The 16,195-nt window shown below is 64.3% G+C and carries 15 protein-coding genes; 13 read left to right on the top strand and 2 right to left on the bottom strand.

The features are described from left to right. The first annotated feature begins 10 nt into the window (after nt 1-10). From BCCGELA001_RS20440 to BCCGELA001_RS20425, 4 genes are all read left to right on the top strand, one after another. A complete protein-coding gene (locus BCCGELA001_RS20440) occupies nt 11-1,642 on the top strand; it encodes a CTP synthase (RefSeq protein WP_060736166.1) in 1,632 nt (543 codons plus the stop codon). A 78-nt stretch (nt 1,643-1,720) separates the two neighbouring features. Beyond that, on the top strand, nt 1,721-2,047 hold the full coding sequence (locus BCCGELA001_RS20435) for an NIPSNAP family protein (RefSeq protein WP_008547345.1): 327 nt from the start codon (nt 1,721-1,723) through the stop codon (nt 2,045-2,047). A 117-nt stretch (nt 2,048-2,164) separates the two neighbouring features. Beyond that, the gene (gene kdsA / locus BCCGELA001_RS20430) at nt 2,165-3,028 is read left to right on the top strand and encodes a 3-deoxy-8-phosphooctulonate synthase (RefSeq protein ID WP_008547344.1); all 864 of its coding nucleotides are present in this window, start codon (nt 2,165-2,167) and stop codon (nt 3,026-3,028) included. Further along, nucleotides 3,028-4,233, top strand: a complete 1,206-nt coding sequence (locus tag BCCGELA001_RS20425) for an MFS transporter (RefSeq protein WP_060736165.1) — start codon at nt 3,028-3,030, stop codon at nt 4,231-4,233. Before kdsA ends, BCCGELA001_RS20425 begins: the two co-directional genes overlap by 1 nt. A gap of 20 nt (nt 4,234-4,253) precedes the next feature. Here BCCGELA001_RS20425 and BCCGELA001_RS20420 read toward each other — a convergent pair whose 3' ends face one another. Further along, the gene (locus BCCGELA001_RS20420; protein WP_144441388.1) at nt 4,254-5,051 is read right to left on the bottom strand and encodes a substrate-binding domain-containing protein; all 798 of its coding nucleotides are present in this window, start codon (nt 5,049-5,051) and stop codon (nt 4,254-4,256) included. Between the two features lie 16 nt (nt 5,052-5,067). Then, nucleotides 5,068-5,556, bottom strand: coding sequence for a preQ(1) synthase (gene queF, locus BCCGELA001_RS20415; protein WP_060736163.1), 489 nt, complete (start codon nt 5,554-5,556; stop codon nt 5,068-5,070). 124 nt (nt 5,557-5,680) lie between these two features. Here queF and eno point away from each other — a divergent pair, with 124 nt between their 5' ends. The 9 genes from eno to BCCGELA001_RS20370 all read left to right on the top strand — a co-directional run bounded on the left by eno (nt 5,681) and on the right by BCCGELA001_RS20370 (nt 16,195). Beyond that, on the top strand, nt 5,681-6,964 hold the full coding sequence (gene eno, locus BCCGELA001_RS20410) for a phosphopyruvate hydratase (protein ID WP_008547341.1): 1,284 nt from the start codon (nt 5,681-5,683) through the stop codon (nt 6,962-6,964). Between the two features lie 41 nt (nt 6,965-7,005). Next, nucleotides 7,006-8,139, top strand: a complete 1,134-nt coding sequence (locus BCCGELA001_RS20405; RefSeq protein ID WP_060736162.1) for a zinc-binding dehydrogenase — start codon at nt 7,006-7,008, stop codon at nt 8,137-8,139. 115 nt (nt 8,140-8,254) lie between these two features. Next, nucleotides 8,255-9,253, top strand: coding sequence for an MBL fold metallo-hydrolase (locus tag BCCGELA001_RS20400; RefSeq protein ID WP_008547338.1), 999 nt, complete (start codon nt 8,255-8,257; stop codon nt 9,251-9,253). 182 nt (nt 9,254-9,435) lie between these two features. Beyond that, entirely contained in the window at nt 9,436-9,987 is a 552-nt protein-coding gene (locus BCCGELA001_RS20395; RefSeq protein WP_060736161.1) for an NADPH-dependent FMN reductase, read from the top strand. A 177-nt stretch (nt 9,988-10,164) separates the two neighbouring features. Then, nucleotides 10,165-10,482 (top strand): FtsB family cell division protein, encoded by a 318-nt coding sequence (locus BCCGELA001_RS20390; RefSeq protein WP_008567889.1) that lies wholly within the window; start codon nt 10,165-10,167, stop codon nt 10,480-10,482. Between the two features lie 215 nt (nt 10,483-10,697). Beyond that, the gene (locus tag BCCGELA001_RS20385; RefSeq protein WP_060736160.1) at nt 10,698-11,657 is read left to right on the top strand and encodes a helix-turn-helix domain-containing protein; all 960 of its coding nucleotides are present in this window, start codon (nt 10,698-10,700) and stop codon (nt 11,655-11,657) included. Nucleotides 11,658-11,952: 295 nt separating this feature from the next. Further along, the gene (adh, locus tag BCCGELA001_RS20380; protein WP_008547335.1) at nt 11,953-13,470 is read left to right on the top strand and encodes an aldehyde dehydrogenase; all 1,518 of its coding nucleotides are present in this window, start codon (nt 11,953-11,955) and stop codon (nt 13,468-13,470) included. Between the two features lie 285 nt (nt 13,471-13,755). Then, on the top strand, nt 13,756-14,778 hold the full coding sequence (gene pdhA / locus BCCGELA001_RS20375; RefSeq protein WP_008547334.1) for a pyruvate dehydrogenase (acetyl-transferring) E1 component subunit alpha: 1,023 nt from the start codon (nt 13,756-13,758) through the stop codon (nt 14,776-14,778). A gap of 28 nt (nt 14,779-14,806) precedes the next feature. Then, nucleotides 14,807-16,195 carry a pyruvate dehydrogenase complex E1 component subunit beta gene (locus BCCGELA001_RS20370; protein ID WP_008547333.1) on the top strand — a complete coding sequence of 463 codons (1,389 nt, stop codon included), beginning with the start codon at nt 14,807-14,809 and terminating at the stop codon, nt 16,193-16,195.

The following is a 16,195-nucleotide window of genomic DNA, read 5'->3' as shown; positions in this document are numbered from 1 at the left end:
GTTAAGTCCCATGGCGCGGTACATATTCATCACCGGCGGCGTGGTTTCTTCGCTCGGCAAGGGTTTGGCTTCGGCGGCACTGGGTGCCCTGTTGCAGGCCCGGGGCTACAAGGTCCGCCTCCGCAAGCTCGATCCCTATCTCAACCTCGATCCCGGAACGATGTCGCCGTATCAGCACGGCGAAGTGTTCGTCACCGATGACGGCGCGGAGACCGATCTCGATCTCGGTCACTACGAGCGCTTCACCGGCCGTCCCGCCACCAAGGCCGACAACATCACAACGGGGCGCATCTACCAGGACATCATCTCCAAGGAGCGCCGCGGGGATTATCTCGGCGCGACCATCCAGGTGGTTCCGCACGTCACCAACGCGATCAAGGAATTCGTCCTCGACGGCAACGATGATTACGATTTCGTGCTGGTCGAGATCGGCGGCACCGTCGGCGACATCGAGGGCCTGCCGTTCTTCGAGGCGATCCGCCAGCTCAAGAACGAGCTGCCGCGCGATCACGCCGTCTACATCCACCTGACGCTGCTGCCCTACATCCCGAGTGCCGGCGAGCTCAAGACCAAGCCGACGCAGCACTCCGTCAAGGAGCTGCGCTCCATCGGCATCCAGCCAGACATCCTGCTCTGCCGCACCGATCGCGAGATTCCGAAGGAAGAGCGGCGCAAGCTCGGGCTGTTTTGCAACGTGCGCGAAAGCGCCGTGATCGAGGCGCGCGACGTCGACAACATCTACGCCGTCCCCGAGGCCTATCACAATGCGGGCCTCGACGACGAGGTGCTCGCCGCCTTCGGCATTGGCTCGCGGATTCCGCCGGTGCTCCAGAGCTGGCAGCAGATCAACGAACGCATCCGCAATCCCGAAGGCAACGTCACCATTGCCATCGTCGGCAAATATACCGGCATGAAGGATGCGTATAAGTCGCTGATCGAGGCGCTGTCGCACGGCGGCATCGCCAACAAGGTCAAGGTCAATCTCGACTGGATCGAGAGCGAGATCTTCGAGAAGGAGGATCCGGCGCCGTTCCTCGAGCACGTCAACGGCATCCTGGTGCCCGGCGGCTTCGGCCAGCGCGGCGCGGAAGGCAAGATCAGGGCGGCGCAATTCGCGCGCGAGCGCGACGTGCCATATTTCGGCATCTGCTTCGGCATGCAGATGGCGGTGATCGAGGCCGCGCGAAATCTCGTCGGCATCGAGGACGCCAACTCGACCGAGTTCGGCCCGACCAAGGAGCCGCTGGTCGGCCTGATGACGGAATGGCTGCGCGGCAACGAACTGGAGAAGCGCTCGCAGGCCGGCGATCTCGGTGGCACGATGCGGCTCGGCGCGTATCCTGCGGCATTGAACCGCGGCAGCCGCGTCTCGCAGGTCTATGGCGGCGCGACCGAAATCTCCGAACGCCATCGCCATCGCTACGAGGTCAACACCGCCTACAAGGATCGGCTCGAGCAGCATGGGCTGAAATTCTCAGGCCTGTCGCCTGACGGCGTTCTGCCTGAAATCGTCGAGTACGAGGATCACCCCTGGTTCATCGGCGTCCAGTTCCACCCCGAGCTGAAGTCGCGGCCGTTCGAGCCTCATCCGCTGTTCGCCTCGTTCATCGCGGCGGCGGCGAAGCAGAGCCGGTTGGTGTAGCGTTTCTCTGCCTTTGACGATCGCGCCGTTTGTTGCGACAACTCCCTGCCGCAAGAACAACAGCAGGGAGTGAAGTTGATGATCTACGAAATGCGCGTCTATCGCTGTGTGCCCGGCCGGCTGCCGGCGCTGCTGAAGCGGTTTGAGACGGTGACGCTGAAGCTCTGGGAGAAGCATGGCATCAAGCAGGCCGGCTTCTTCACCACGCTGATCGGTGGATCCAACCAGGAGCTGACCTATTTCCTTGCCTGGGATTCGCTCGCCGAGCGCGAGAAGAAGTGGGGCGCGTTCATGACCGATCCGGACTGGATGAAAGCCCGTGCCGAGAGCGAAGCTGACGGCCAGATCGTCGGCAACATCGTCAGCCAGATCCTGGCGCCGACCGCCTTCTCCTCGGTGAAGTAGCGATTCCCGCCGCCGCCGGGAACCCTGGCGCAACCCTGATATTCGAACGGCCCGGGCGGAAGAGGGTTGATCCGACCCTCATCACGGCTATGGTCGCGCCGAAACGAGGGATTTGCCTTGAGCTCTTCGCATTCGGCGGCGCCGGTCGTCACTATCGGGACGGTCAAGTTCGGCAATGATCTGCCGATTTCGATCATTGCCGGACCGTGCCAGCTCGAAAGCCGCCAGCACGCGTTGGAGGTTGCTTCCGCGCTGAAGGAGATCGCCGCGCGGCTGAAAATCGGCCTCGTCTACAAGACCTCCTTCGACAAGGCCAACCGTACCAGCGCCTCCGCTGCGCGCGGGCTCGGTCTTTCGCAGTCGCTGCCGATCTTCGCCGAGATCCGCTCCTCGCTTGGCTTGCCGGTGCTGACCGACGTGCACGAGGCCACGCAATGCGCCGAGGTCGCGCAAGCCGTGGACGTCTTGCAAATCCCTGCCTTCCTGTGCCGGCAGACCGATCTGCTTCTCGCCGCCGCCGCGACCGGCAGGGTCGTCAATGTCAAGAAGGGCCAGTTCCTGGCGCCCTGGGACATGGCGAATGTCGTGACCAAGATCACCAGCGCGAACAATCCGAACGTGCTCGTCACCGAGCGCGGCGCCTCGTTCGGCTACAACACGCTGGTCTCAGACATGCGCGCGCTGCCGATCCTGGCGCGCACCACCGGCGCGCCCGTCATCTTCGATGCCACTCATTCGGTGCAGCAGCCGGGCGGGAAGGGCACCTCGTCGGGCGGCGAGCGTGAGTTCGTGCCGGTGCTGGCCCGCGCGGCTGTCGCCGTCGGCGTTGCCGGCGTCTTCATCGAAACCCATCCCGATCCCGATCGCGCGCCGTCGGACGGTCCCAACATGGTGCCGCTGCGCGAATTCGAAGGGCTGATCGCCAGGCTGATGGCGTTCGACACGCTGGCCAAAGAATCTGTCAAAGTCGGCCCGCGCTGATGCAGCAAGGCGAGGCGCGGCCGCACGATCACGGCTTGCCGGCAGCGCTCTACGTCATAGCAGGCGCAAGCTTCGCCGCAGCACTCTCCGCACGCGCGCTCGATCCGGTGCTGCCGCACGTCGCCGAAGACTTTGGCGTCAGCATCGCGACTGCGGCGGGCTTTGCCGCGGTGTTCGCCTTCACCTTCTCGATCATCCAGCCCATCATTGGCGCTGCAGCCGACCTGTTCGGAAAGACGCGGCTGATGATCGGCTGCCTCGCGCTGCTCGGCCTCGCCAATATCCTCGGCGCGTTCTCGACCTCGTTCTCGGTGCTGTTTGCCACCCGCATTCTCGCCGGTATCGGCTCGGGCGGTGTGTTTCCGGTGGCGCTGAGCCTGACCAGCGATCTCGTCGGGCCTGAGAAACGCCAGGTCGCAATCAGCCGCACGCTCGCGGGCGCGATGACGGGCAATCTCCTCGGCGCCTCGGCCTCCGGCCTGATCGGCGATTTCCTGGGGTGGCGCGGCGTGCTGGCGGTGCTGGGCGTGCTCGTGATCGTCGCCTCGATCGCGGTTGCGGCCGGCTTTCACGGCGCCAAGGTCAAGCATCCGCCGAAGACGAGCCTGTCGGCGCTGAAGGCCGGCTATCGCACCATCTTCACCAATCCGAACGCCTATGTCTGCTACACGGCAGTGTTCATCGAAGGCTGCTGTGTGCTCGGTCTGTTTCCCTACATCGCCTCGTTCCTGTTCGAACTTGGCCAGACCTCGCTCTCGATCGCGGGGCTCGTCATCGCGGGCTTTGCGGTCGGCGGCCTGTTCTACACGCTGACGGTGTCGCGCCTGCTGCCGCGCCTTGGCATGAAGGGCATGATGATCGCCGGCATGACGCTGGTTGCCTCACAGCTCGTTGCTGTGGCCTTCGGCCCGCGCTGGGAGGTGCAGGCCCTGAATCTCGTCGTGATGGGATGGGGCTTCTACATCGCCCATGGTTGTCTGCAGGTCTTCGCCAGCGAGCTCTCGGTCGAGGCGCGCGCCACCGCGTTGTCGCTGCATTCATTCTTCTTCTTCATGGGGCAGACCGTTGGGCCGCTCGCCTATGGCTTCGGACTCCACCATGCCGGCAAGATGCCGACGCTGTTCGCGAGCGCAGTGATCATGGTGGTGCTGGGCTTCGTCTGCGCCCGCCTGCTGAAACAGCGAGCGCCGGCGGACGCGCGCTGACGTCTACCGGATGAGCTTGGCTATTTTGACCCGAGAGCCTGGATCGGCTCCATGCCGCTCGCAATGATCGCCTCGCGCGCAGCCGGGGAGGCCAGGAACTTGATCAAGGCCCGGCCTGCCTCGGGCTCCTTCGAACCGGTCGCAATTCCGGCGGAAAAGATCGTGATCTTCTGCAACTCGCTCGGCAGCGGTCCGACGATGTCGATGCCCTTGACGGGCTTCAGCTCGCTGATCTGCTGGAAGCCGAGCTCGGCCTCGCCATGCGCGACGGTCTCGCCGACAGGCGTTGCCGGAATCTTGCGCGCCTTGTCCTTCATGGCGTCGGCAATGCCGAGCTTGTCGAACATCTCGGTCGAGACGTAGACGCCGCTGGCGCTGTCGGAATAGGCGATCGTCTTCGCCGCCAGCAGCGCGCGCTTCACCGTTTCCACGGAGCTGATGTCCGGCTTCGGCGCGCCCGCTTTCACGGCGATCCCGATCGGGGACCTGGTCAGATCGACCTGGCTGCCGGCAACGACCTTGCCCTTGCTGGCGAGATCGTTGAGGGCATAGCCCACCATGATCAGGACATCGGCCGGCTCGCCGCGTTCGAGCCGCACCGGGATGGCGTTCGCGGTCGTGCCCATCGACGGCCCATATTCCGTCAGCACCTTGTTGCCGGTGGCCTTCTCGAATTCCGGCACGAGCACCTTGTAAGCAGCCGTCAGTCCGCCCGAGATCATCACCCGAACCTCGGCAGCATCGGACGCGCCGCTGAGCCACAGGACAGCCAGAAGACCCAGAGCAAGGTTGCGGAGTGTTGCTGGCATCCATTTCATTGTTGTTTTTCTCCTCCTAGCCCCGCCCGCGATAAGGCGCGACGCCTTGCTCGGGCACCCACATTCCCTTCGGTACGCGGCCGGTCTGCCAGAATACGTCGATCGGGATGCCGCCGCGCGGATACCAATAGCCGCCGATGCGCAGCCATTTCGGCTTGATCTCGCTGGCGATGCGCTTGCCGATCATCACGGTGCAGTCCTCGTGGAAGGCGCCGTGATTGCGGAAGCTTGCGATGTAGAGTTTGAGCGATTTTGACTCCAGCAGCCACTGGCCCGGCGCGTAGTCGATCATCAGATGCGCGAAATCCGGCTGGCCCGTGACCGGGCAGAGCGAGGTGAATTCCGGCACGGTGAAACGCACCAGATAATCCGTGCCTTCTTGCGGATTCGGCACGCGGTCGAGCTTGGCTTTTTCAGGCGCATCCGGCCATTCCACGGCGCGGCCAAGCTGCAATGAAGCTGGCTTGGCAGGGGACTTGTTCGATTTGCTGGGTTTTTTCGACATTCGGCCGCCTCCGTGCGGCCCTCTTAGCCAATCATCGGGCGGCCGTCACCCGGCCTTTTCCGCGTCGATGCATTGCGGTAGAAGCACCGCCAACTGCCCCTTTGTTTCCCGAAATGAGGCTCTCATGACCGCCATCATCGACATCATCGGCCGCGAAATCCTGGATAGCCGGGGTAATCCCACCGTCGAGGTCGATGTGGTGTTGGAAGACGGTGCGCTCGGCCGCGCCGCGGTGCCGTCGGGCGCCTCGACCGGAGCCCATGAGGCGGTGGAATTGCGCGACGGCGACAAGGCCCGCTATCTCGGCAAGGGCGTCACCAAGGCGGTCGGCGCCGTCAACGGCGAGATTTTCGAGGCCCTGAGTGGTCTCGATGTCGAGCAGCAGGCCCAGATCGACCAGATCATGATCGATCTCGACGGCACGGCGAACAAGAGCCGGCTCGGGGCCAACGCCATCCTCGGCGTCTCGCTCGCCTGCGCCAAAGCGGCCGCGAACTCGCTCGACATGCCGCTCTATCGCTATGTTGGCGGCACCTCCGCGCGTCTGTTGCCGGTGCCGATGATGAACATCATCAATGGCGGCGTGCATGCCGACAACCCGATCGACTTCCAGGAGTTCATGATCCTGCCCGTCGGCGCATCGTCCTTCGCCGAGGGCCTGCGCTACGGTGCGGAGGTGTTCCACACGCTGAAGTCCGAATTGAAGAAAGCCGGCCACAACACCAATGTCGGCGACGAGGGCGGCTTCGCCCCGAACCTGCCGTCGGCGGATGCCGCGCTCGACTTCGTCATGAACGCGATCGGCAAGGCCGGCTTCAAGGCGGGCTCCGACATCGTGCTCGGCCTCGACTGCGCCTCGACCGAGTTCTTTAAGGGCGGCAAGTATGTCTATGAAGGCGAGGGCAAAACCCGCTCGATCTCCGAGCAGGCCAAGTACCTCGCGGACCTCGTCGCGCGCTATCCGATCGTCACCATCGAGGACGGCATGTCGGAAGACGACATGGACGGCTGGAAGGAGCTCACCGACCTCATCGGCAAGAAGTGCCAGCTCGTCGGCGACGATCTCTTCGTCACCAACGTCAAGCGTCTCGCCGAAGGCATCAAGGCCGGCCGGGCCAACTCGATCCTGATCAAGGTCAACCAGATCGGCACGCTGACCGAGACGCTCGCCGCCGTCGAGATGGCGCACAAGGCCGGCTACACCTCGGTGATGTCGCACCGCTCGGGCGAGACCGAGGATTCCACCATCGCCGATCTTGCGGTTGCCACGAACTGCGGTCAGATCAAGACCGGCTCCCTTGCGCGGTCCGATCGCACCGCCAAATACAACCAGCTCCTGCGCATCGAGCAGCAACTCGGCAAGCAGGCGCTCTACGGCGGCAAGGCGGCACTGAAGGCGCTTGCGTAAGCCGGCGCCTCGACTGCGAAAGACGGACAGGGAGGATCGACATGAGCGACGGCAAGACCGGACTACAACTGCGTTCGCTGCTGAAGAAGAGCGGTGAGCTGGAACTGTCCCTCGTGAATGTCCCGACGCCAGAGCCGGCCGATGACGAGGTCGTGGTTCGCGTCGAGGCGACCCCGATCAACCCTTCCGACCTCGGGCTCCTGATTGGACCCGCCGACATGTCGGCGGCGAAGGCCTCCGGCACCAAGGAGATGCCGATCATCACCGCCCAGATGCCGGAGGCGGCGATGCGGATGATGGGGGCGCGGTTCGACCAGTCTCTGCCGGTCGGCAATGAGGGCGCCGGCACGGTGATCGGGGCCGGCTCGTCGGATTCGGCAAAGGCGCTGATGGGCAAGACGGTGTCGATGATCGGCGGGGCGATGTACACGCAATATCGCGTGCTGAAGGTCCGCGACGTCATGGAGCTGCCTGAGGGCACCACGGCCGCGGATGGCGCCTCCTGGTTCGTCAATCCGCTGACCGCGCTCGGCATGACCGAGACGATGCGGCGGGAGAACCACAAGGCTCTCGTGCACACCGCGGCTGCCTCCAATCTCGGCCAGATGCTGAACAAGATCTGCATCAAGGACGGGATCGCTCTCGTCAACATCGTCAGGAACAAGGAGCAGGCGGAGATCCTGCACAAGATCGGCGCCAGGCACGTTGTGGATTCCAGCGCGGCGAGCTTCATGGACGATCTCACCAATGCGCTGGTCGAGACCGGCGCCACGATTGCCTTCGACGCCATCGGCGGCGGCAAGTTGGCGAGCCAGATCCTGGCGGCCATGGAGATTGCGGCCAACAAGACCGCGAAGGAGTACAGTCGCTACGGCTCTAACGTGTACAAGCACGTCTACATCTATGGCAGCCTCGACACGCGCCCGACCGAGCTGAACCGCTCTTTCGGCCTCAGCTGGGGTGTCGGCGGCTGGCTGCTCACGCCGTTCCTCCAGAACATCGGCCCGGCCGAGATCGGTCGCCTGCGCCAGCGCGTCGCCTCCGAGCTCAAGACCACCTTCGCCAGTCACTACACCAAGGTGGTCTCGCTGCCCGAGGTGCTCGATCCCGCCAACATCGCGGTCTACGCCAAACGTGCCACCGGCGAAAAATTCCTCATCAACCCAAATAAATAATGGCGGCGTGCGACGGCACGTCACCCAAAGAAGGTCTTGCCTTCCGAGCGAAGCCGGGGATTATTCCCGCCGTCGTTGAAAGCGGAAAATCCGCAGGGGCTCAGAAGGGAATTCCATGACCGATCTCAATCGCCGTCACCTGCTCGCAGGCGCCGCCGCCATGGGCGCGGCTGCCGTTACCGGGCTTGGGACCATGACCGCCAATGCCGCAGCGCCCCAAGCCGGGGCGCAGGCGCCGGGCTTCTATCGCTACAAGGTGGGCAGCCTCGAATGCACCTCGGTCAATGACGGCGCGCGCACCTTTCCGATGCCGGACAAGTTCGTCGCCAATGTTCCGAAAGAGGAGGCGCTGGCTGCTGGCGAGGCGGCCTACATGCCCAAGGGCATGGTCACCGTCCCGTTCAACCCGCAACTCATCAACACCGGCTCCAAGCTGGTGCTGATCGATACCGGCAACGGCATCGCGAATTTCGAGGGGAGCAAGGGTGCCGTCGGCCGCTTGATGCAAAATCTGCAGGCTGCCGGGGTCGATCCCAAGACCATCGACGTCGTGCTGCTGTCGCATTTGCACCCTGATCACATCAACGGCATCCGTCTCGCCGACGGCGCGCTCGCCTTCCCGAACGCGGAGATCATGGTGCCGGGCAAGGATTGGGAGTTCTGGACCAGCGAGGACAACGCCGCCAAGGCCGAGTCCAATCCGATGATGAAGAACTATTTCGCCAGCGTGAAGAAGACCTTTTCCGGTCTCGAGTCCAAGGTCACCAAGTTCGAAGCGGGCAAGGAAGTTGCACCCGGCATCACCTCGATCGCGACGCCGGGCCACACGCCCGGCCATACCTCGTTCGCGGTCGCATCGGGCGATGCCAAGGTCCTGATCCAGTCCGACGTCACCAACATCCCGGAATTCTTCCTGCGCAATCCGGACTGGCACGTGATGTTCGACTACGACGCCGCGATGGCGCAGGCCACGCGCCACAAATTCTACGACATGGCGGCGGCCGAGAAGGCGACCGTGATCGGCTTCCACTTCACCTTCCCCTCGGTCGGTCATGTCGTAAAGGACGGCGCCAAATATCGCCTGATCCCGTCGGCATGGAATCCGACGATCTGATCTGGGTTAGACGTATGCGAAAGAGTTCGGGCCGCCGCTTGGCGGCCCGAATGTTTTAGGCAACATCCGCTTTCGCGAAACACAGCGTTTCCAAATCGATCCGGTTCATGCACTTGCATCGAATGCGCCGGATCGCTTAAGTGCCGCCCCGGCACTCCCGCTCCAGCCCCCGAGGACACCCCATGGCCTACAACATCGTCGTGATCGCCGGCAGCCTGCGCAAGGACAGCTTCTCGCTCAAGATCGCCAATGCGCTCGCCAAGCTCGCACCGGCCTCACTCAAGCTCGAGGTGATCACGCCGGCCGGCATCTCGTTCTTCAACCAGGACCTCGAGGGCGCGCCGCCTGCGGACTGGCTGGCCTTCCGCGAGAAGCTTCAGAAGTCGGACGGCGTCATCTTCGTCTCGCCGGAATACAATCGCTCGATTCCGGGTGTGCTCAAGAATGCCATCGACGTCGCCTCGCGGCCCTATGGCAAGAGCTCGTTGCTCGGCAAGCCGGTCGGCATCGTCTCGAACTCGCCGGGGCCGCTCGGCGGGGTCAGCGCGGCCAAGCATCTGCAGACGATCCTGCCGGGCATCTCCGGTCCGATCCTCCAGCAGCCCGAGACCTATCTGAACGCCGTCGGCGACGCTTTCGATGCGGAGGGCAATCTGACCAAGGAGTCGCTCAAGCCCGTGCTCCAGGCCTATGTCGACGCCTTCGCCGCGCACGTCGCGAAGCACCACGGCTGAGGCGTTTCCGCCGATACTTGCTCAACTGTTCGTCATGGCCGGGCTTGTCCCGGCCATCCACGTCTTGGCGTCAGCGACGAAGAACGTGGATGCCCGGGACGAGCCCGGGCATGACGAGGAGATATCCGGTCAGGGGTAATTAGCACTCCCTTAACCAACCTGCCGCATCTTCCCAGGATGGTCTCCCGCGCGCGCCTGAAATCGATCCTGACCGGCCTTGCCCTCTATGCCATGGCAGCGGCCATCGTCGGCTATTTCGGCGTCAACGCCTACACCGGCAAATATGGCCTCAATGCCCGCCAGGAGCTGGATCAGGAGATCATCGCGCTGACCAGCGAGTTGGCGCAGCTCAAGCGCGAGCGCGCCAGGAGCGAGCAGCGCGTCTCGTTGCTGCGCACGTCGCGGATCGATCCTGACATGCTGGACGAGCGGGCGCGCTATCAGCTGGACTATGTCAATCCGCATGATCTCGTTCGGATGATCCCGGCGAAATAGCGTTCTCGCTGCATTCGAAACCGCTATCGAAAGTGGCTGCGGATTGCCGCCGGCCGCGCACCGCACTGTTACCGAAAGTCGTAGGCCAAGAGGCTGCCGGCTGCCTTGACGGCGCCGCAGCAGGGGCTCATGGCTTCGGTCGCTGTCGCCCGGATTGACGCAGATCAACCGGGCCATGGCGGCATGGCTTAGGCTGCTTTCCGGAGGAAACAGTGATGAATGGGTCAATGCCCCCGCATCACGCGGCCCGCGTCGAGGCTGCCATCGCGTCCGGCCAAGCCGCCCGGTCCGCGCTCGTGGCTTCGTGGCGTCGTTCGTCCCGATTGCATCATCTCGATCCCGGAGGCCGCAGCTCGCCGATGCGGCTCACCGAAACAGAGCTCGGTCAAGCCCGCGAGCGCGTCGCGCCGCTGCTGGCGGCCGCGCAAGGTGCGATGGACCGGCTGTATCAGGCCGTCGGTGCCAGCGGCTGCTGCGTGCTCCTCGCGGACGGCGAGGGAGTGCCGGTCGATCGTCGCGGCACGCCTGCGGACGATGCGACGTTTCAATCCTGGGGCCTGTGGACCGGCGCGCTCTGGAGCGAGGAGCACGAAGGCACCAACGGCATCGGCACCTGTCTGGTCGAGCAGCGCCCGCTGACGATCGATCGTGACCAGCACTTCTTCACCCGCAACACGCTTTTGAGCTGCACGGCCGTTCCGGTCTACGACCATGAGGCGGCGCTCGCGGGCGTGCTCGATGTCTCCTCCTGCCGCGCGGACCGCACCGAAGGGTTCTCCAGCCTGATCGCGCTGGCGGCGGGCGAGGCGGCCAAGCGGATCGAGGCCGACCTGTTTCGCAGGGCCTTCGCCCATGCCCGCATCGTCTTGACGCGAGGTCCGGACGGAGGTTGCAGCGGCCTGCTCGCGGTGGACGCGGACGATCTCGTGATCGGCGCGACCCGCTCGGCCCGGATCGGACTCGGGATCGCACCCGGCAAGGCGTTGCAGCCGGTGCCCGCGGCCGATCTCCTCGGCGGCGAACCCGCGCATGACCATCTCGCCGGCGGTCAGCGCGCGGTGTTGCAGCGGGCGCTGCTCCGTGCCGACGGCAACGTGTCAGCGGCCGCCAAGGCCCTCGGCGTCAGCCGCGCTACGCTGCACCGGAAGTTGAAGCGGTTCGGGATCAAGCACTGAGCCGGCGCTGTTCCTCAACCGTCATTGCGAGGAGCGAAGCGACCAAGCAATCCAGAATCTTTCCGCGGAGGGACTCTGGATTGCTTCGCTGCGCTCGCAATGACGAGGTGGAAGCCGCCTGACACCCTAATTGTCCGTCGCCCGTAGCGGGCAAGTACGACTGTCGCAGAACTGCGACAGGTCCGCTCCGCCATCGCCCCCGGCCGGGCTGACAGAAAACGCCTCCCGCATCATCGTCTGCGCAAGTCGCGACCACGCGACGAATTGCGCAAACAGCAAACATCGGGAGTGAACAATGAACAAGGTGGAATTCCTCAGCGTCACCAAAGTTCCCTTCGCAGAGCGCTATGACAATTTCATCGGCGGCAAGTTCGTCGCGCCGATCTCGGGCAAGTATTTCGACAATGCCTCGCCGGTGACCGGCCAAATCGTCTGCAAGATCGCGCGGTCCGACGCGCAGGACGTCGAGGCGGCCCTCGACGCGGCGCATGCCGCCAAGGCGGCCTGGGGCCGCACCAGCGTCGCCGAGCGCGCCGCGGTCCTGAACCGGATCGCCGACCGCATGGAAGAGAACCTCGAGCGTCTCGCCATCGCCGAGACCTGGGACAACGGCAAGCCGATCCGCGAGACCCGCGCCGCCGACCTGCCGCTGGCCATCGACCATTTCCGTTATTTCGCCGGCGTGGTGCGCGCCCAGGAAGGCTCGATCGGTGAGATCGACCACGATACCATCGCCTATCATTTCCATGAGCCGCTCGGCGTGGTCGGCCAGATCATTCCCTGGAACTTCCCGCTGCTGATGGCCTGCTGGAAGCTCGCGCCTGCGCTCGCCGCCGGCAATTGCGTGGTGCTCAAGCCCGCCGAGCAGACTCCGGCCTCGATCATGGTATGGGCCGAGATCATTGCCGACATCCTGCCGCCGGGAGTCCTCAACATCGTCAACGGTTTCGGCGTCGAGGCCGGCAAGCCGCTCGCCTCGAGCCCGCGCATCGCCAAGATCGCCTTCACCGGCGAGACCTCGACGGGCCGGCTGATCATGCAATATGCCAGCCAGAACCTCATTCCCGTCACGCTGGAGCTCGGCGGCAAGTCGCCGAACATCTTCTTCAATGACGTCACCGCCGAAGACGACGATTTCTTCGACAAGGCGATCGAAGGTTTCGTCATGTTCGCGCTGAACCAGGGCGAGGTCTGCACCTGTCCGAGCCGGGCGCTGGTGCACGCCGATATCTATGACCGCTTCATGGAGCGTGCGCTGAAGCGCGTCGCCGCGATCAAGCAGGGCGATCCGCGCGACGCCACCACCATGATCGGCGCCCAGGCCTCTGGCGAGCAGCTCTCCAAGATTCTCTCCTATATCGACATCGGCAAGCAAGAGGGCGCCAAGGTCCTGGCCGGCGGCGGACGTGCCGAGCTCGCGGGTGATCTCGCCGGCGGCTTCTACGTGCAGCCGACCGTGTTCGAGGGCCACAACAAGATGCGGATCTTCCAGGAGGAGATCTTCGGTCCCGTCGTTTCGGTCACCACCTTCAAGACCGACGAGGAGGCGCTCGCGATCGCCAACGACACGCTCTACGGCCTGGGCGCCGGCGTCTGGAGCCGTGATGCCAATCGCTGCTACCGTTTCGGCCGGGAGATCCAGGCCGGCCGGGTCTGGACCAACTGTTATCATGCCTATCCCGCGCATGCTGCCTTCGGCGGCTACAAGCAGTCGGGCGTCGGTCGCGAGACCCACAAGATGATGCTCGATCACTACCAGCAGACCAAGAACCTCCTGGTCAGCTACAGCCCGAAGAAGCTCGGCTTCTTCTGATCGGGCACGTTCTGATCGGGCAAGAGGCATGGGCGGCGCCAGTTCGGCGCCGTCCGTTCCAATTGTCAGGACTGCGTTGGCCCAACGCTTCTTGACGCGATCACGAATCTGCGCGTCCGCCCGCCGGCCATCGATTTGTTGCCCGATCGGCGCCAAACATTTTGCAATATTTCGACCACGTTGCAGTGCGGCATAATGAAAGTCGTGCCATGTCGCCGCGGTGCTTTCCAAGGGCGTTTGACTTGGGTTAGAGAGGGCGAAAGTTTTCTCTGACCCGGAATTCCCATGGCCGCACCCAAGAAAGCCGCCGCGAGCACGCCACACGACAAGACCGATGGCGGGTCGCCCCCGGAATTCACGAAGGAGCAGGAGCTCAAGGCGCTGCGCGACATGCTCCTGATCCGGCGCTTCGAGGAGAAGGCCGGCCAGCTCTACGGCATGGGAGCAATCGGCGGTTTCTGCCATCTCTATATCGGCCAGGAGGCCGTGGTGGTCGGCATGCAGATGGCCCTGAAGGAGGGCGATCAGGTCATCACCGGCTATCGCGATCACGGTCACATGCTCGCCACCGGCATGGACGCCAACGGCGTCATGGCCGAGCTCACGGGCCGCCGCGGCGGTTATTCCAAGGGCAAGGGCGGCTCCATGCACATGTTCAGCAAGGAGAAGCACTTCTACGGCGGCCACGGCATCGTTGGCGCGCAGGTCTCGCTCGGCACGGGTCTCGCTTTCGCCAATCATTATCGCGACAACGACAATGTCAGCGTCACTTATTTCGGCGATGGCGCGGCCAACCAGGGCCAGGTCTATGAGAGCTTCAACATGGCGGAGCTCTGGAAGCTGCCGGTGATCTACGTCATCGAGAACAACCGCTACGCCATGGGCACCTCGGTCTCGCGCGCCTCGGCGCAGCAGGATTTCTCCAAGCGCGGCGCGTCATTCAACATTCCGGGCAAACAGGTCGACGGCATGGATGTCCGCGCCGTGAAGGCTGCGGGCGAGGAGGCGGCGGCCTGGTGCCGCGCCGGCAAGGGCCCCTACATCCTGGAGATGCAGACCTATCGCTACCGCGGTCACTCGATGTCCGATCCTGCAAAATATCGCACGCGCGAGGAGGTCGAGAAGGTCCGCCACGACCAGGATCCGATCGAGCAGGTGCGCAACCGCCTGCTCGCGGCCAAGGTCAGCGAGCAGGATTTGAAGGCGATCGATGCCGAGGTCCGCGACATTGTCAACGCGTCCGCCGATTTCGCCCAGCATGATCCCGAGCCGGATGCCGCCGAGCTCTGGACCGACGTTTACCGCTGAACGCGCGCAAGCTTTCCTTGGAGAAGATATGCCAATTCAAGTGCTGATGCCCGCGTTGTCGCCCACGATGGAGAAGGGCAACCTCGCCAAATGGCTGAAGAAAGAGGGCGAGCCGATCAAGTCGGGCGACGTGATCGCCGAGATCGAGACCGACAAGGCGACCATGGAGGTCGAGGCGACCGATGAGGGGACGCTCGGCAAGATCCTGATCCCCGAGGGCACCGCCGATGTGGCGGTGAACACGCCGATCGCGACCATTCTCGCCGATGGTGAGAGCGCCGCCGATCTCGCCAAGGCCAGCGCGCCGGCCAAGCAGGAGAAGGCTGCCGAGTCGGCGCCGCCTGCAGCGGCGAAGTCCGAAGCGCCAGCGCCGAAGGCTGCGCCCGCTCCGCAGGCCGTTGCCGAGCCGGATCCGGAAGTGCCTGAAGGCACCGAGATGGTGACGCAGACTATCCGCGAAGCCTTGCGCGATGCCATGGCGGAAGAGATGCGCCGCGATGCCGACGTCTTCGTCATGGGCGAAGAGGTCGCCGAATATCAGGGCGCCTACAAGGTCACGCAAGGGTTGCTCCAGGAGTTCGGCGCCAAGCGCGTGATCGACACGCCGATCACCGAGCACGGCTTTGCCGGCGTCGGTGTCGGCGCCGCGATGACGGGCCTCAAGCCGATCGTCGAGTTCATGACCTTCAACTTCGCCATGCAGGCGATCGATCAGATCATCAACTCCGCGGCCAAGACGCTCTACATGTCCGGCGGCCAGATGGGCTGCTCGATCGTGTTCCGTGGGCCCAATGGTGCCGCTGCGCGCGTTGCCGCCCAGCACAGCCAGGACTATTCGGCCTGGTACTCGCACATCCCCGGCCTCAAGGTGGTTGCGCCGTATTCGGCCGCCGACGCCAAGGGCCTGCTCAAGGCCGCGATCCGCGATCCCAATCCGGTGATCTTCCTCGAGAACGAGGTGCTGTACGGTCACACCGGCCAGGTGCCGAAGCTCGACGACTTCGTCATCCCGATCGGCAAGGCGCGCATCGTACGCGCTGGCAGCCACGTCACGATCATCTCCTGGTCGAATGGAATGACCTATGCGCTGAAGGCCGCCGATGAGCTCGCCAAGGACGGCATCGAGGCCGAGGTGATCGACCTGCGCACGCTGCGTCCGCTCGACACCGAGACCATCATCAACTCGGTCAAGAAGACCGGTCGCGCCGTCACCGTGGAAGAGGGTTGGGCGCAGAGCGGCGTCGGCGCCGAGATTGCCGCGCGGATCATGGAGAACGCCTTCGATTATCTCGATGCGCCCGTTGCGCGCGTCTCCGGCAAGGACGTACCGATGCCTTACGCCGCGAACCTGGAGAAGCTCGCGCTGCCCTCGGCGGTGGAAGTCGTCGAGGCCGCTAAAGCCGTCTGCTACAGGTAG

Source organism: Bradyrhizobium sp. CCGE-LA001 (genome assembly GCF_000296215.2).
In the GTDB taxonomy this organism is placed as follows: domain Bacteria; phylum Pseudomonadota; class Alphaproteobacteria; order Rhizobiales; family Xanthobacteraceae; genus Bradyrhizobium.
This window is presented reverse-complemented; position numbering and strand designations above follow the sequence as displayed.